This window comes from Nannocystis bainbridge (genome assembly GCF_028368995.1).
GTDB lineage: Bacteria > Myxococcota_A > Polyangia > Nannocystales > Nannocystaceae > Nannocystis > Nannocystis bainbridge.
This window is the reverse complement of record NZ_JAQNDL010000001.1, coordinates 4,383,144-4,398,741: the sequence shown is the minus strand read 5'-3', so window position 1 is coordinate 4,398,741 and position 15,598 is coordinate 4,383,144. Positions and strand designations below refer to the sequence as shown.

At 72.6% G+C, this 15,598-nt stretch carries 10 protein-coding genes, 3 tRNA genes and 1 other RNA gene; 6 read left to right on the top strand and 8 right to left on the bottom strand.

Annotated elements, in window-relative coordinates; genetic code table 11:
- The first annotated feature begins 272 nt into the window (after positions 1-272).
- Both POL25_RS17190 and POL25_RS17185 read left to right on the top strand, forming a co-directional pair.
- A complete protein-coding gene (locus POL25_RS17190) occupies positions 273-3,290 on the top strand; it encodes a tetratricopeptide repeat protein (RefSeq protein WP_272087122.1) in 3,018 nt (1,005 codons plus the stop codon).
- A 45-nt stretch (positions 3,291-3,335) separates the two neighbouring features.
- Positions 3,336-3,422: transfer RNA gene (locus POL25_RS17185), tRNA-Ser, on the top strand.
- A gap of 95 nt (positions 3,423-3,517) precedes the next feature.
- Here the strand turns inward: POL25_RS17185 and POL25_RS17180 are convergent.
- Entirely contained in the window at positions 3,518-3,799 is a 282-nt protein-coding gene (locus tag POL25_RS17180) for a hypothetical protein (RefSeq protein ID WP_272087121.1), read from the bottom strand.
- A 14-nt stretch (positions 3,800-3,813) separates the two neighbouring features.
- Positions 3,814-5,856: a thioredoxin domain-containing protein gene (locus POL25_RS17175; RefSeq protein ID WP_272087120.1), complete on the bottom strand. Its 2,043-nt coding sequence runs from the start codon at positions 5,854-5,856 to the stop codon at positions 3,814-3,816.
- 161 nt (positions 5,857-6,017) lie between these two features.
- Between POL25_RS17175 and POL25_RS17170 the strand changes: the two genes are divergently transcribed.
- The 3 genes from POL25_RS17170 to ffs all read left to right on the top strand — a co-directional run bounded on the left by POL25_RS17170 (position 6,018) and on the right by ffs (position 6,350).
- Positions 6,018-6,102, top strand: a tRNA-Ser gene (locus POL25_RS17170).
- Positions 6,103-6,149: 47 nt separating this feature from the next.
- Positions 6,150-6,234: transfer RNA gene (locus POL25_RS17165), tRNA-Ser, on the top strand.
- Between the two features lie 20 nt (positions 6,235-6,254).
- Positions 6,255-6,350, top strand: an RNA gene (ffs, locus tag POL25_RS17160) — signal recognition particle sRNA small type.
- 149 nt (positions 6,351-6,499) lie between these two features.
- On the opposite strand, the gene gloB is transcribed toward ffs, so the two are convergent.
- Positions 6,500-7,243: a hydroxyacylglutathione hydrolase gene (gloB, locus tag POL25_RS17155; protein ID WP_272087119.1), complete on the bottom strand. Its 744-nt coding sequence runs from the start codon at positions 7,241-7,243 to the stop codon at positions 6,500-6,502.
- 209 nt (positions 7,244-7,452) lie between these two features.
- Positions 7,453-9,063, bottom strand: a complete 1,611-nt coding sequence (locus tag POL25_RS17150; protein ID WP_272087118.1) for a hypothetical protein — start codon at positions 9,061-9,063, stop codon at positions 7,453-7,455.
- A gap of 253 nt (positions 9,064-9,316) precedes the next feature.
- Between POL25_RS17150 and POL25_RS17145 the strand changes: the two genes are divergently transcribed.
- Entirely contained in the window at positions 9,317-10,258 is a 942-nt protein-coding gene (locus POL25_RS17145) for a DUF4388 domain-containing protein (protein ID WP_272087117.1), read from the top strand.
- A gap of 85 nt (positions 10,259-10,343) precedes the next feature.
- Here the strand turns inward: POL25_RS17145 and POL25_RS17140 are convergent, their stop codons facing one another.
- The 4 genes from POL25_RS17140 to POL25_RS17125 are packed head-to-tail and all read right to left on the bottom strand — an operon-like array spanning position 10,344 to position 15,350.
- Positions 10,344-11,111 carry a TlpA disulfide reductase family protein gene (locus tag POL25_RS17140; RefSeq protein ID WP_272087116.1) on the bottom strand — a complete coding sequence of 256 codons (768 nt, stop codon included), beginning with the start codon at positions 11,109-11,111 and terminating at the stop codon, positions 10,344-10,346.
- Positions 11,108-12,346, bottom strand: a complete 1,239-nt coding sequence (locus POL25_RS17135; protein ID WP_272087115.1) for an aspartate aminotransferase family protein — start codon at positions 12,344-12,346, stop codon at positions 11,108-11,110. Before POL25_RS17135 ends, POL25_RS17140 begins: the two co-directional genes overlap by 4 nt.
- Positions 12,347-12,387: 41 nt before the next feature.
- Positions 12,388-13,395 (bottom strand): tetratricopeptide repeat protein, encoded by a 1,008-nt coding sequence (locus tag POL25_RS17130; RefSeq protein WP_272087114.1) that lies wholly within the window; start codon positions 13,393-13,395, stop codon positions 12,388-12,390.
- 53 nt (positions 13,396-13,448) lie between these two features.
- Entirely contained in the window at positions 13,449-15,350 is a 1,902-nt protein-coding gene (locus POL25_RS17125) for a serine/threonine protein kinase (protein WP_272087113.1), read from the bottom strand.
- Positions 15,351-15,598: the final 248 nt, after the last annotated feature.

The following is a 15,598-nucleotide window of genomic DNA, read 5'->3' as shown; positions in this document are numbered from 1 at the left end:
TGGAGAGCCGCGCGCCGCTCGAGGGCCTCGCCAGTCGAGGGTCGCGCGGGCCGGTGGAGACGCGGCTGCGCAGGGCGCTGCGGTGCGCTTCGCCTTGCGTGTGACGCGGTCGCGGGTCGATGCGCCGAGCAGGGTCCGAGGTCTCGCCGAGGCCGACGGGACGTGCGCGGCCCCATGGGCCCTGAAACAAACCTCGCGCGCTGGCGGACGGTCTCCAGGCCGTCCTGGCGCCGATCGGGCGCGGCGACGGCGTGTTATCTTGCGCGTCGCCGATGGCCGATTCGCCCGCCCTGCCGCCGAACTCGCCCGCGTGCCGCAAGTGCGCGTTCGTGTTCGAGGCGGGGCTGCCGTTCGAGCGCTGCCCGAATTGCGGGACGCCGACGCAGGCGCCGCCGGAAGAGCCGGGTCGGGTGATCTTGCCGCGGCTGACGACGCTGCCGCTGCCGGGGACGCCGCTGGGGAGCATCCGCAAGCCGCAGGCGCCGGTGACGGGGTTCTTCGTGCCGCCGACGCTGGTGGGCGACCGGCCGGGGAGCGAGCGCAACAGCGACGCGCCAGGCGCAGCGTCGTCGCGGCCGCCGTCACAACCGTCACCGGAGTCGAGCAGCGGCGAGGACGACCTGCCGGCGCCGGTGTCGACGACGCGGCCGTTCACGCTGCCGAAGATCACGACCCCACCGCGCACGCTGCCGACGACGATCGACTCCCGCGACCTCGAGAACAGCGCGGAGCTCGACCTGCCGCACCTCAGCGAGATGTCGACGGTGACGGCGCGGGTGCTCTCGCGGTCGGACGACGTCGAGGTCGACCTCGCGGACATCAAGGCGGAGACGCGCGAGCTGCCGACGCAACCCGACGCGCCGCCGCCCCCGCCGCGGCCGCAGCTGCAGTCGCGCCGGCCGACGGTGGTGCTGACGCCGCCGCCGCCCGAGCCGGGTGCGCTGGCCTACGCGGGCCTGATCGGGCTGTTCGTGGCGCTGGTCGGCAGCTTCGGGTTCTATTACGGGCGGGCGCAGGAGACGTCGCTGGTGGTCGGGGCGTACGCGGCCAAGGTGCCGGCGGACGCGACGGCCCGGCGCGAGCGCGACGAGCGGCTGGCAGCGCTGTTCGACGACGACACGATGGACAGCTACCTGACGGCGATGGCCGTGGCGGAGCAGACGGAGGACCCGCTCGGACGCGCCGAGGCGGCGCTGCGGATCCACCTGCGCTACGGGCCAGATCCGGTGCGCGCGGCCCAGGCGAAGACGTGGCTGACGGCGACGGTCCAGCGCGAGAACTTCCGCGCCGAGCGGATCCAGGCCCTCGCGGCGCTCGCCGACGGCGAGCGAGCAACTGCGCGAGGGATGCTGGCCTCGGGCGCGGAGCCGGGAGTGACGCTGTACCGCGGGCTGCTGGCGCTGGCCGCCGGTGACTTCAAAACCGCGGCCGAGGATGCCGCGGAGGCGATGTCCTTGCGGCCAGGAGATCAGGCGGCCCGCTGGCTGTCGTTCGCTACCGATCTCGCGAAGGACCGGCGAGCTTCGCTCGAGCCGCTGCGCGACGCGACCGATCGCCAGCACCGCCCGGCGCTCGAGCTGTTGTTGGTCGACGCGCTGATCGCCCGCGGCCGGCTGGCGGAGGCGCGCAAGCGGCTCGAGGCGCTGGTCCGCGAGCCAGGGGTGAGCGACCGGCATCAGGCGCACGTGCTGGTGCGTCACGCTCGCGTGGCGGCGGCGTCGGTCGAGGTGTCGCGCAGCGTGTACTGGGCCGACGAGGCGATCAAGCTGGCGCCGCGCGATCCGGAGGTCGTGCACGCGTCGCTGCGGGTGCTGATCGAGGCGGACGAGCTGGCGCGCGCGCAGCAAGGGCTGACGGCGCGGCTGCGCGACGCGCCCGACGACCTCGAGGCGTCGATCCTGCAAGCCGAGCTGGCGCTGCGAGCCAGCAACGAGGGCGGGGCGCTCAAGGCGATCGAGAAGCTGGCGGCCGAGAAGTCGACGCTGATCGAGTCGATGTTTTTGCGCGGCCGGCTGGCGCTGCTGCGCGGCGATGTCGAGGAGGCGGTCGAGCACTTCCAAGCGGCGGCCGCGAGCAAGCCGGCACACGTGCGCGCGGCCGTCGAGTACGCCCGCCTGCGGCCGTGCGAGGAGGCGCTGGGCCGGCTGGAGCGGCTGTACTCGGAGCACAGCCGCGATCCTACCGAGAGCGCGCGAGCCGACCTGCGGGCGCTGGCGCTGGCGCGGGCCGGGGCGCTGGCCACTCTCGGCAACCGCGACGCGGCGATGGAGACGCTCGACCGGGCGCTGGCGCTCGACCCCGACGACAACGCGGCCCAGCTGCGCCGCGGGGTGCTGGTGCTCGAGACTCCGCGATCGGACGCCGGGCGAGTCGACCTGCTGGCGGTGCACGAGCGCACGGGCGGATTCGCGGGGCTGATCGGGCCGCTGAGCCGCCTGTACCTTCGGTCAGGTGAGCTGCGCGCGCTCGAGGCGCTGGTGCAGCCGCACCTGAGCGACGTGCGGGCGCCGGACGAGGTGGTGCTGGCGATCGCGCGCCTGCGGCTGGCGCAGGACGCGGTCGAGGCGGCGGAGTCGCTGGCCGACCAGATCTTGCTGCGCTCGCCGGACTCGTGGGAGGGCCACCTGCTGAAGTCGAAGGTGCTGCTGGCGCGCGGCGAGCCGGGGCTGGCGCAGGCCGAGCTGCGGCTCAGCCGGCCCGGGGGGCCCAACCCCGACGTGGAGCTCATGGCGGGCAAGATCGCCGAGCGCAGCGGTCGCCTGCAGGACGCGCTGCCGGCGTTCCGCCGCGCGCACCAGCTGGCGCCGACGCTGCACGAGGCCGGATTCCTGTACGGTCGCGCGCTCTTGCAGCTCGGGCGCGCCCAGGAGGCGGTGACCGAGCTCAGCGCGGTAACTCGGGCGACGGAGGCGTTCCCGGCCGCGTTCATGGCGCTGGGGCAGGCGCACTACGAGCGCGAAAATTTCGAGGAGGCCCGCCGCCAGCTCCAGCGCGCCGTGACGCTCGAGCCGGGCCTCACCGAGGCGCACTACTGGCTCGGTCGCAGCGAGCACGACCTGCAGCTCGACGCCGAGGCGGCGGTCAGCCTGGGCCGGGCGGTCCAGGCCGCCGCGCCGGGCACGGCCTGGCTGCCCGACGCGCACCTGTGGCTGGCCCGCGCCGCCGAGGCCCACGGCGACGTCGCCACCAGCCGCACGGCGTACGAGGAATTCCTGCGCCTGGCGCCCGCGACCGCCCCCGGCCGGCGCGAAGCGGAGCGCGCGCTGGCCCGCGTGGCCCGGGCGCCGTGAGGGCTTTACGCGCGGGCCCGGCTTGTCGATACTCGCGGCCCCGCCGGAGGAGTGGCCGAGCGGTCTAAGGCAGCGGACTTGAAATCCGCCGTGTCCGCAAGGGCACCGAGGGTTCGAATCCCTCCTCCTCCGCTAGTTCGATCTCTGGTCCTTCGGGACATGTGCTCACGGGCATGCTCTTCGGGGCATGCCCGTCGGCACATGTCCCTTTAAACATGCCCGAAAGGTCAGTAGCGCGTGGGCGGCTTGCCGTCCTTGTTGCGCGGGACCCGGCGCTCGAGCCGCTGCTCCCACTCGACGCCGGCGATCGGCACGACGTAGACGGTGGGGCAGACCAGGCGGCGGTCGGTCGAGCCGAGCCGGCGGGCCCAGTACTCGACGTCGACGACCTGGTACGGCACGTCGTCGATGACGACGACCTCGTGGATCCGCGGGACGAACTGCACGTCCTCGGTGGTCTCGGTGCGGAACAGCAGGCGGCCTTCGCAGGCGTACTCGACGTAGGGCATCGCGCCGCCCGAGTCTACCGCGAAGCCTCGCCGAGCAGCGCCGCCCGCAGCGCGTCCGGCTGGCCGATCGGGGTGCTGCAGACCTGGGCCCGGCAGACCAGCGCCGCCGGCGGGCCCTCGGCCGCTTCGAAGCTCACGGCCAGGCGCGCGCGCATGGCCGGTCGCGCCGCGGCGACGGTGCGCGCCAGCCCGGCGACGGCCTCGGGCGAGGCGCCGCGCAGGGTGACATGGGCGGCCTCGGGGGCCGCGAACTGCGCGGCGGCGATCAGGCTGGCGAACGCGAACGGCTGGCGGACCGCGGCGCCCTGTCGCTGCAGGCACGCCTCCGCGGCCGCGCGCGCTCCCGCCGGGGCGACGCCGGCGAGATCGAGGCGCAGCAGCACCTCGACCATCGGCCCGAGGCCGCTCGGGATCGCCGAATCGTGCTGCGACTCGGTGCGCTCGATCAGCCGCTCGGCGTCGTCGGCGGTGACGTAGAAGCCGACGCCCCCGGACACCGCGTGGTGCGCCAGCGCGTAGCGGGCCAGCACGGCGGCGGCCTGCTGCCAGGCGAGGTCGAGCGTGGCCTCGTGGAGGTCGAGGCAGGCGCGGGCCAGGAACGCCAGGTCCTCGAGGTAGCCGCGCGTGTGCACCACGCCGTCGGTGTCGACGCGCATGACCTCGCCGTGGGCGCCGATGTGGGCGTCGAGCAGTCGCCGCGCGGCCGCGGTCGCCAGTGCGAGCCAGTGGGCGCGCAGCTCCGGCTCGCCCCACTGCTCGGCGGCCGCCGCGGCGCGCACGAGGCCGGAGATCAGGAGGCCGTTCCAGGCGGTGAGGATCTTGTCGTCGCGCAGCGGCGGGACCCGCTGGTAACGCGACGCCAGCAGCCTGGCCCGCAGCGGCGCGAGGCGGGCCTCGAGCGCGGCCTCGGTCATGCCGAGCGCGCCGGCGGTGGGCGCGAGCGGCTGGGCGAGGTGAAGGATCGACATGCCGTGCTCGAAGTTGCCGCGTGGGTCGACGCCGTAGACCGCGGCGAACAGCGCGGCGTCGTCGCGGCTGCCGAGCACCTCCTCGAGCTGTGCCGGCGTCCAGCAGAAATACTTGCCCTCGACGCCCTCGCTGTCGGCGTCGGTGGCGGCGTAGAAGGTCCCCGCGGGCCCGCGCATGTCGGCCTCGAGGTAGGTGACCGTCTCGCGCACGACCCGGCGCAGGTAGCCGTGCTCGGGCCAGCGCAGGCTGGCGTCGGCGTACAGCCCGAGCAGCAGGGCGTTGTCGTAGAGCATCTTCTCGAAGTGCGGCACCAGCCACTCGCGGTCGACGGCGTAGCGGGCGAAGCCGCCGCGCAGGTGGTCGTAGATCCCGCCGCGCCACATCTTCTCGAGCGTCAGCAGCAGCTCGTCCGAACCTGTCCCATCGACCCTGTTTTGAAGCATGAGGACTTCGAGGCAGGTCGCGTTGGGGAACTTGGGCTGGCGACCGAACCCGCCCCACTCGGGGTCGATGCGGGACAGCAGATCGGTGGCCGCGGCCTTGAGCGGCCCGGGCCCGACGAGCGCGCCGTCGCCATCCTGGCCGCCGGCGGACAGCTCGCGGATGCCCTCGAGCAGCTGCTCGGCCTGGCCCTCGACGTCGGCGCGGCGGTTCTGCCACAGGTCGGTCAGCGCCAGCAGCAGCTGGCGGAAGCTCGGGCGTCCGTAGCTCGGCACCGGCGGGAAATAGGTCCCGCCGTAGAACGGGCGGTGGTCCGGGGTCAGGAACACCGTCAGCGGCCAGCCTCCGCCCTGACCCATGAGCAGCACGACCTTTTGGTAGATCTCGTCGATGTCGGGCCGCTCCTCGCGGTCGACCTTGATGTTGATGAAGTTCTGGTTCATCAGCGCCGCGGTCTCGGCGTCCTCGAAGGACTCGTGGGCCATGACGTGGCACCAGTGGCAGGCGCTGTAGCCGACCGACAGCAAGATGGGCCGGTCCTCGCGGCGGGCGCGCTCGAGGGCCTCGTCGCCCCACGGGTACCAGTCGACCGGGTTTTCCGCGTGCTGCCGGAGGTAGGGGCTCTTGGATTGCGCGAGGCGGTTCATGGCCGATCTGGAGTGTGCGTGCTCCTCGCCCAGGCGCCGCCCCCGGACATGCGCCGTTCCTCACGCACCGTCTCACCCGGACCCCGCCGAAGCGCCCCGCTCGCCGCGCCCAAGGGCTGGACCTCTTTAAAAATTCTGGTAATGTCCGCGCCCCGCCACCTGGAGAGGTGTCCGAGTGGTCGAAGGTGCCAGACTCGAAATCTGGTGTGGCGAAAGTCACCGTGGGTTCGAATCCCACCCTCTCCGCAAGTTTTCCTCCGAGAAGAAGCCCCACACAGCAAACCAGAACACCCGGAGAGGTGTCCGAGTGGTCTAAGGTGCAAGATTGGAAATCTTGTGTGGGGCAACCCACCGAGGGTTCGAATCCCTCCCTCTCCGCACCGGCCTCAACAACCGGTACTTATGCCCCGAGCGACGGCTCTCTCGTAAACCCCGCCAGGACCGGAAGGTAGCAACGGTAGCGAGAGAACGGGTGTTCGGGGCGCTTTTTATTGGTTCGCTGCGAGATGACGTGACCCGCCCGCCGCCGAGTGCTCCCTGAGCCGGCGACAAAGCCGCGGCGTACGGTGAGCAGATCCCGATTCGCCGACAGGCTCAGCCGCAGTCAGCCTCGCACCGCAGCGTGAGCGAGCGACCCGCAGGCTCAGCCGCGGAACTCGTCCTTCGCTTTGCGACGCGCCGCCAGCTCCTCGACCGAGCTCGCGCGGACGAACGGGTTGGTCGCCCGCTCGTCGGCCTCGGTGGTCGGCGTGGTGCGGCTCGGCAGCGCCGCCGCTCGCTCGGCGATCGCCCGGTTGTCGGGCTCGACCACCGCCGCGAAGCGCAAGTTGCCCGCCGTGTACTCGTGGCCGAACCACAGCCGCGTCGAGCCGCCCAGCGAAGTCAGCTGCTGCAGGCTCCGGTGCATCTGCGCGGGTGTCCCTTCGAACAGGCGACCACAACCGGCCGCGAACAGGGTGTCGCCGGTGAACACGTCGTCGGGCTCGCCACCCTCGCCGACCAGCCGCCAGGCGATCGCGCCGCTGGTGTGCCCGGGGATGTGCAGCCCCAGCAAGCGCCGCCCCGCGAGCACGAGGCCGCTGTCCAGCCATGCATCGATCGCCGCGTCGGCGAACACGGTCTGACGGGGGATCCGTCCGCGATCACTGGCGTGCCCGGCGACCCACACGTCAGCGTCGTCGCCCACGAGCTCGTCGATGCCACCGACGTGATCGTGATGGTGATGGGTTGCGAGGATCCCCCTCAGCCGCCCGCCCGCCGCCGCGATCGCCCGCGCCGGCGGCCCGGCCTCCGATGGATCGACCAGCCAGACGTCGCTCGAGTCGGCATCGCGCAGCAGGTACGCGTAGTTGTCGCGCAGACACGGGACGGGCTCGATGATCAGCACTCTAAAGGTTTAACAAAGCCGACCCGCGCGCTCAAGCCGACCTGTCCCCTGGGACATTTGATTGCCCGACCTGGCACTGCTCAGGCCGCTCTTGTCTAGCGATCGACATGTCCCTTGGGACATCTCGCCCGGGGCATGCCCCCGACGCGACGAGACCCGCCCTCGGGGAGAGCGGGTCTTCGTGGCATCGTCCGGTCGAGGGTCGACGATCAGCGGCCGCGACCGCCGCCGCCGCTGAAGCCTCCGCCGCCACCACGGCCGCCGCCGCCTCCGCCGCCTCCGCCGCTGAAGCCACCGCCGCCGCCGCCGCCTCCGCCGCTGAAGCCGCCGCCGCCACCGCCGCCGCTGCTGAAGCCGCCGCGACTGCCGCCGAAGCCGCTGCCGCCGCCGCCGTTGAACCCGCCGCTCGAGCCGCCGCTGAACCCGCCACGGCTGCCGCCGCTGAAGGTCGAGCCCGTCCCGCGCGCGCCGCCCCAACCGCCGCCGCTGTCACCGAACGAGCTCGTCGCGCTGCGCGGCCCGCCGCGTGAGCCGGAGGTGGCAGGCACGTAGGTCGCTTGCGACGACGCGAACCCGCCGCCGCTGCTCGGCCGCGCCGCGCCGGCCGCCATCGTCCCGCGCTCGCCGCCGCCGCTCGTGCCCGGAGGCGCGTAGGTCGGGCGGTAGGTCGCGTTCATGCCGCCGGTGGCCTTGGAGCCGCCGGCCGAAAGACCGCCGGCCCCCGGAGCCGCGTAGCCGCGTCCGCCAGCCTCGCCGCCGGGGCGAGCCCCGCTCGACATCGGCATGTTCGGGTAGCTCGCGCTCGAGCCGGTGACCGTGCGCGTGCCGCTGGCGGTCCACGAACCTGGCCCTTGGGGCAGCTGACTCGGGCGCGTGTTCGGAGCCGCGAGGTTGGCGGGACCCCCCGCCTGACCGCCCGGGCCGAGGCCGCCGCGACCGCCCTCGGGCGCCGCAGCCAGCCCGCGCGGCCCGCTGGCGCCCGCACCCATGCCGCCGGCCTGCGGACCGGCCGAGAGATCGGTCGGTCGACCTGCCCCCGGGGCCATGCCGCCGTTGTTGCCGTTCGGACGGCCGAGCTTGTCGCCGAAGCCCTGGTTGCCCGTCGGCCCGCCCTGCGACGCGTTCATCGAGTGCCGCGTGCCGCCCGTCGGCCCGCCGGTGCTCGGCGTCGTGTGCCGCACCGAGCCCGGGTCGTGCGGGTAGTAGTTGTAGTAGTACGACGGCGGCCGGCCCCACGCGTGGTAGCCCCAGTAGCCCGGCCCGCCCCAGTACCAGCCGTTGCCGTAGAAGCCCCAGCCGTACGAGTACGGGACCCACGGGTAGTAGTAGTTCCACGCGTACACCAGCGGCGACGGCGGGCCCCAGTAGTACACCCAGTTGCTGTAGTACGGGCTGTAGTAAACGAAGTTGCCGTTGATGTTGTAGTACCAACGATCGGACCACCACACCCGCGGGTAGGTCTCGATCGCCTCGGGGTACGTGTGCACGTACGTCACGACCTGGACCTGCTGCCCGTCGCTCAGCGTCTCGGTGCCGACCAGGCCCGGCGGGTTGGCGATGTTGGCCTGGGTCTGCGCCTCGGGGTCGACCGGCGCCTCGCCCGGAATCGCGTAACCGTTGGCCTGCGGCGCCCCGGTCGGGGTGGCGTACGCCTGGCTCTGCACGTAAACCGTCTCGTAGGCCGCCGGCGCGGCCGCCACGGTCCGCGGGATCTCGTCGGGATGGACCACCCCAGCCCCCACGCTCCGCGTGCAACCGCCAGCGAACGAAAGCACGAGCGCCAGTGCGCTCACGGGGCCGATCCAGGGACGCTTGTTCATGACCGTGACTCCACCTCGTGAAGAGGCTGAGGGTTGACGCCAAAGCCTAGCGTTTATTGGTAGGCGCGGCCACGCATGGGCGCTGGCGACGCCGCTGCGGCCGAGCAGCGCCGCGCAGCACGATCGCGGGAGCGCCCACCCGTGTGCGCCGTCACGGGTTTTGCGCCCCGACCCCGCGTCCTGATCTCCCTCATCCGCCACCGCACAGCGTTGACGCGGGTGTGGCTCCAAACCTATGCTCGAGGGTGCGCTCATGAGTGCGGAAATTCACGTCCTCAAGTTCCTGACGGGCAAGTACAAGGGCGAAGAGTTTCCCCTGGACGCCGACAAGGACCACTACATCGTCGGCCGCAGCAGCGAATCGGACCTCGTGCTCGCCGACGACGCCGTGAGCCGCAAGCACGCCCGCTTCTTCGCCGAACGCCAGCGCGTGTGGGTCCGCGATCTCGGCTCGCGCAACGGGGTGCACGTCAACGGCGGCGCCGTCCAGCGCCACTGCCTCCGCGCCGGCGACCGCATCTCCATCGGCGGCAGCCTCATGAGCGTGGTGGTCGCCAAGCCGAGCCAGGTCGGCGCCGCCCCGCGCGCCGGCGAGAAGAAGCACCGCACGCCGACGACGGTCGACTTCTCCAACCGCTCGATGACGGGGAGCATCGAGGAGATCCCGCTGGTCGACGTGCTGCAGTGGCTGGCGGCCAGCCGCAAGACCGGGACCCTCAACGTGCGCAACCTCGACACCGTCCAGACCGGTCGGGTGCACCTGCGCGACGGCCACGCGTTCTCGGCGACGATCGACAAGAGCGCCGCGGCGCTGCTGCCCGAGAAGGCGCTGATGCGGATGCTGGCGTGGAAGCGCGGGACGTTCGCGCTCGAGAACGCGGCCCCGGAGCACGCACCGGCGCAGGAGATCCGCTCGGCGATCGAGCACATCCTGATGGAGTCGGCCCGCCAGCAGGACGAGATCCTCCACCTGGCCGAAAAGACACCCGTGCCGACGTACGGCGCCGAGGTGGCGCTGATCCAGCCGTCGCCCGTCCGCTGGCACACGCTGCCGCGCGAGCAGCTCGACGTCGTGCAAGACCTCGCCGAGGGCCGGACCTGGTCGTACATCCTCGACGCGTACCCGCAGGACGACCTGGCCCTCACCAAGCTGGTCGTCGAGCTGCGGAAGAAGCGAGTCGTCGAGTTCTCGTGAGCCGAGCGGCGAAGACAGGTTCGGCGCATCAGGCAGCAGGAAGGCGCTCTCGGTTCGACGAGAGCGCCGGCCTCCACGTCGATCGCTAGCGCTTCTTCTGCTCGAGGCTCGTGCGGATGTCTTGCTCGATCCGCCCGATGCACTCCGGCTTGTAGCTGCGGTACGAGCCGCGGATCGTGCCCTTCTCGTCGACCACGAACGAGAACGGGAAGTTGGGGCTGTCATACTGCTTGGCCAGGTCCTCGCCGCCGAGCACCAGCTTGGCGGAGATCCTCCGCTCCTTGGCGAACTCGAGCACCTTCTCCGGCTCGGTGTCGGTGGCCACGGCGACCAGCACCGCGCCCTGCTTCTTGTAGTGACGGATCAGCCGGTCGAACTCCGGCAGCTCCTTGAGGCACGGCTTACACCACGTGCCCCAGAAGTTGAGCAGCACGACCTTGCCGCGCAGGCTCGCCATGCTGATGTCCTTGCCCTCGGCGGTCTTGAGCGCGAACGGCAGCGCGCTCGTGCCGACACCGGCGTCGCGCCCGCACGAGTCGTCGACCTTGGTGTGCAGCGCCGCAGGCAGGGCGCTCGCGGTCGCCGGCTTGACCTCGCCCGCGGGCTCGGCGGTCGGCACGTTCGCGGCCACCACGTCGCCCGGCGGCTTGTCGGCGGGCGCCGTGTCGCGCGCGGGCGCCTCGACCGGCTCGCTCGCGGGCGCCTCGACCGGCTGCTGCACGGGCGCCTCGGGCTCCGCCACCGCCGTCGACTCGGGCGCCTCGCTGGCCTCGCGCTTGCACCCGAGCTCGAGCGGCGCGAGCAGCGATATGGCCATCAGGACATGTTGCTTAGGACATTGCTTGAAGGTCATGTTGCTTCGGACTCCAGCGAGCGGCTGATCGCGCGCCACACCTCTCGCAGCTCCTCGGCGCCGGCGCGGTAGGGCAGCAGCAGGCGGATCGTGTGGCCGCCGCAGACGGTGACGAGGATGCCGTGGTCGCGCATCATGCGGTCGCCGACGGCGGTGGCGATCTGCTCGCCGGGCTTTCCGACCTGCACGCCGATCAGCGCCCCGTGGCCGCGGATCTCGCTCACCCGCGCGCACGGCTCTTCGCGGGCGATCGCCTGCAGCGTCGGCAGCTGGGCCCCGGCGGCGGCGAGCAGGCCGTCGCGCTCGAGGATGTCGATGCTGGCGAGCGCCGCGGCGCACGCCAGCGGGTTGCCGCCGAAGGTCGTGCCGTGGGTGCCCTTGCCCATCGCCTGCGCCAGGTCGCCGCGCGCGAGGCACACGCCGATCGGGAACCCGCCGCCGAGCGCCTTGGCGATCCACATCAGGTCGGGCGCGAGCGACGGATCGTCGCCGACGATGTGCGACCAGGCCGACCACGAACCGGTGCGCCCGAAGCCGCACTGCACCTCGTCGGCGCCGACCAGCGCGCCGTGCTCGCGGCACAGCTGGTGCAGCCCGACCAGGAACTCGCGCGTGGCCGGATACACGCCCGCCTCGCCCTGGATCGTCTCGATGAAGACCGCCGCGATCGCGGCCCCGTGCTCGGCGAAGGTCCGGCGCAGCGCTTCGAGGTCGCCGAACGGCAGGCGCAGCACTCGCGCGGTGGCGAACGGCTCGGCGGGCTCGCTCTCGCCGAGGCAGCGCACGTACGGGTGGCGGTAGGCGGTGTTGGCCGTGCACGCCAGCGCCCCGAGCGAGCGGCCGTGGAAGGCCCGCTCGAACGCGACGATCGTGTTGCGCCCGGTCGCCCGCAGCGCGAGCTTCAGGGCCGCCTCGGTGGTCTCGGTGCCGGTGGTGGCGATGAACGCCCGCGCGTCGACGACCGGCACCCGCGCGGCGATCTCGGCGGCGAAGCGCTGCTGCGGCGCGGTGCTGAACGAGTTGGCGGCGGCGCTCAGGCGCTGCATCTGCGCCGTCAGGGCCTCGACCCACCGCGGGTGCGCGTGGCCGAGCGGCGCACAGCCGACGCCGTTCACCGCGTCGAGGTAGACCCGACCGGCGCTGTCACGCACGCGCAGCGAGCCGCGCTCGTCGGGCACCGCTTCGTCGAGGACGAGGTCGCGGAGGGCATAGGTCGGCCACCGGCGCTCTTGCATGGGGTGAGTCATGGCAGCCCGGACGCGCCGGTGCAAGCGCCTCAGAACGTGAGCTCGACGGCCGAGCCGAGCCAGCGCAGACCGGCCCGCGTCGCCACCGGCCGGCGCGCACGCTCGCGGCGCAGGGCGATGCCCAGCGCCAGCGCGGCCACCCCGACCGCCGCCGTCACCACGATCGCCACGTTGGTCGTGTCCTGGAGCGTGTAGAACGTGCGATACAGCCCCGGCTTCTCGCCCTCCTCGCACAGGCCGTCGCAGCCGGCGCGGGCGCGTTCGCGGGCCAGGAGCACGCGCGACCCGAGGATCGCCACCGTCACGCCGCCCGCGAGCGCGAGCGACGTCGTGGTCCAAAAGCCCGCGCGCAGCCCCTTGACGCGCCGCGACTCCTCCGCCGGTGCGAACCGCGGCAGCCTCGGCGAGTCCGCCGGCCGCACCTCGGGCCGCACGAACCCGGGGAACACGATCGTCACCGACCCACCGGCGCGCACGTCGGCGCGGATGTGCTTGCGCTGCCCGGGCGCCTCGCCGACGAACTCGACGTCGAGCGAACCGGGGAGCGTGAGCCACGGGAAGGCGCCCTTGTCGACCGCATCGCCGTTGATCCGGATCTCCCGGATCGCCTCGGGGCTGTCGATCTGCAGCAACACCTCGCCGAGCCGCTGCCGCAGCTGTTCGCTGCGTTCGAGCGCGGGCACGCGGTGCTCGTCCTTCGCCTCGGCGTGCTGGAGGTAGTCGAGGTACGCCTGCAGCGCCCCGATCAGGTCACTCGCGCGATCGAGCGACAGTGCCTTGTTGTAGAGCGCGTTGATCGACCACGCCGCCTCGAGCGAGCGCGCGAACGCCTGCGCCGCCTCGGCGTAGCGGCGCTCGCTGTAGTGCTGCTTGCCCTCGCGGAAGTACGCCAGCGCGGCCGCCTGATCGACCGCCGGGGCCGGCGCCTCGGGCGGTGCATCCGGTGCGTCCGCGCTCTCGGGCCCCTCCGCGGCCGGCTCCTCCGACACCGCCGGTGCGGCCGGCTCCTGCGCCTGAACGACCGGAGACGCGGTCATCACCGCGGCGCAGAGCATGGCGGTCGCTCGGCGCCATCGCCAGCGGCCTCGCCTCATCCGCCACCCTTGACGGGGCTGAAGACCGGCTCGTCTTTGAGCTCGCTCTCCTCGCCCTTCTCACTCTTGCTCGCGGCCGGCGTCGCATCGTTCCCGCCGGCGCCCGGGCTCTTCGCACCCGGCGGCTTCTTCTTCGGGGTCGGGTTCGCCAGCGTGTTCGTCACCGGCGCGACCGTCGGCACCGGCGCCGGCGCCTCCGGCTGCAGCTCGACCACGAAGTTCTCGTTGTTCATCGGGATGAGGCTGCGCCGGGTCGGCTTGTAGCCCGAGTGCGTCACCGTCAGCTGCAGCTGCGCCTGATCGTCGTAGGGCACCACCAGCCGCAGCGGCGTCACTTGCCCTTCCAGCTGCGGCGCGAGCGCGGCGAGCACCGACTCGGGCCCCTTGTTGACGGTGACCGTGGCACCCACCGGATCGGTCGACACGAACCACACCACCGTGCTCGGCCGCGGCGGCTGCACCTGCGGCTGCGGCTGCGGCGCGGGCGGGCTCGCCGGCTCGGGCGGCAGCGCGTTCCAGCGCGGCAGCAAGAACAGCAGCAGCACCGCCGCCACCCCCGCGCCCACCAGCGGCAGCGCCAGCCACAGCGCCCACGGTCGCCGCGTCGGCACGATCGCCAGCCGATCTGTCGGCGAGGACATGTCGTCGGGGACAGGTGCCAGCGCGCGCGCGTCGGCCAGCACGCGCGTCTGGGTCTGCTCGTCGGCCGCGCCCGGCAGCGGCAACGACGCGGCCGGCAGCGGCGCCGACCCGAGCGAAGTCGGCCGCGCCCGCAGCTCGCCGCGCGAGGCGCCGCGGATCGCCGCCATGCGGTACTTCGCCTGCTCCGCGAAGTGGTGGCGCATGATCGCCCCCAGCGCCCGCCGCGGCTCGCTGGTGTCGCCGCACTCCCGCAGCAGCGCGCGGATGTCGGCCAGCATCGCCTCGGCGCTCGGGTAGCGCTCCTCGGGCGTCGGCGCCAGCGCACGCTGCAGCAGCGAATCGAGGCCTGGCGGCAGGTCGGGTCGCAGCTCTCGCAGCGGCGGCACCTCGCAGCGCATCACGCTCTCGAGCGTCTCGGCGTCGCCTTCGCCGGCGAACAGCCGCCGCCCCGTCAGCATCTCCCAGAAGATCACCCCGAGCGCGAACAGGTCGGTCCCGGCCGACAGCGGCTTGCCGCGGGCCTGCTCCGGCGCCATGTAGGCCAGCTTGCCGCGCAGGTGCCCCGTATGGTTGCTGTTGCGCAGCCTGGTCGCCTTGACGAGGCCGAAGTCGACGATCTTGGTCCAGCCGTCGAAGTTGACGATCAGGTTTTGCGGCGACATGTCGCGGTGGACCAGCCCGTAGGGGCGGCCATCGGGGTCACGCAGCCCGTGGACCGCGACCAGGCCCTCGCACGCGTCGGCGAGGATCTGCAGGGCCACCGCCAGCGGCAGCCGGTCGTCGGTCGGACGCAGCTGGCGCAGCAGCGCCGACAGCGTCTCGCCGTCGATGTACTCGAGGACCATGAAGTAATTGCCGGCGTCCTCGCCCAGGTCGAGGATGCCGGCCACGTGCGGGCTGTGGATCCGCGCCGCGATCTTGGCCTCGTCGAGGAACATCCCGACGAACTCGGGCTCGGCCGCGAGGTGCTGATGAATCACCTTGATGGCGACCACCCGCTCGAAACCTGCGGAGCCCGTGGCGCGTCCGAGGTACACGGTCGCCATGCCGCCGTGCCCGAGCCGCTGGACGACCTCGTAGCGGCCGATCCGCTGCAGCGCGTGCAGCGGAGCGCTCCCCTCGCCGGGTGGCGAGGGCGCGACGTCGGCGTTGCCGCGCGGCAACACTTTCGTCTCGGGCTCGAGCTCCATGGTGCGGACCGACGAGGGCACGGTGCGAACACCCCCGAACAGGGCGATGGTGGCACGATACGTCAATCACCGGGTGTGATCACGTCCGCGGTCCCGAGCCCTCGCTCACCGCAGTGAGCCCGACGAAGCCCGCATTCCACGCAACCCGCGTCACCTCGACGTTCGCCGACGACATCGGCCCCGAGACCGACGTACGGGCGCATCGGCGTCGATGGCCTCGCACGTCGGGTCGCTGTGGAAGCCTCCGCAGCTGCGGAAGGTCAGAATTCGCACCTGTTCATGGGGGCGATTTTTTTGTATTCCACTTCACCGTG

Coding starts and splice junctions, on each gene's coding strand:
- POL25_RS17190 (WP_272087122.1), top strand. CDS start 273: ATGGCCGATTCGCCCGCCCTGCCGCCGAACTCGCCCGCGTGCCGCAAG.
- POL25_RS17180 (WP_272087121.1), bottom strand. CDS start 3,799: ATGCCCTACGTCGAGTACGCCTGCGAAGGCCGCCTGCTGTTCCGCACC.
- POL25_RS17175 (WP_272087120.1), bottom strand. CDS start 5,856: ATGAACCGCCTCGCGCAATCCAAGAGCCCCTACCTCCGGCAGCACGCG.
- POL25_RS17150 (WP_272087118.1), bottom strand. CDS start 9,063: ATGAACAAGCGTCCCTGGATCGGCCCCGTGAGCGCACTGGCGCTCGTG.
- POL25_RS17145 (WP_272087117.1), top strand. CDS start 9,317: ATGAGTGCGGAAATTCACGTCCTCAAGTTCCTGACGGGCAAGTACAAG.
- POL25_RS17140 (WP_272087116.1), bottom strand. CDS start 11,111: ATGACCTTCAAGCAATGTCCTAAGCAACATGTCCTGATGGCCATATCG.
- POL25_RS17135 (WP_272087115.1), bottom strand. CDS start 12,346: ATGCAAGAGCGCCGGTGGCCGACCTATGCCCTCCGCGACCTCGTCCTC.
- POL25_RS17130 (WP_272087114.1), bottom strand. CDS start 13,395: ATGACCGCGTCTCCGGTCGTTCAGGCGCAGGAGCCGGCCGCACCGGCG.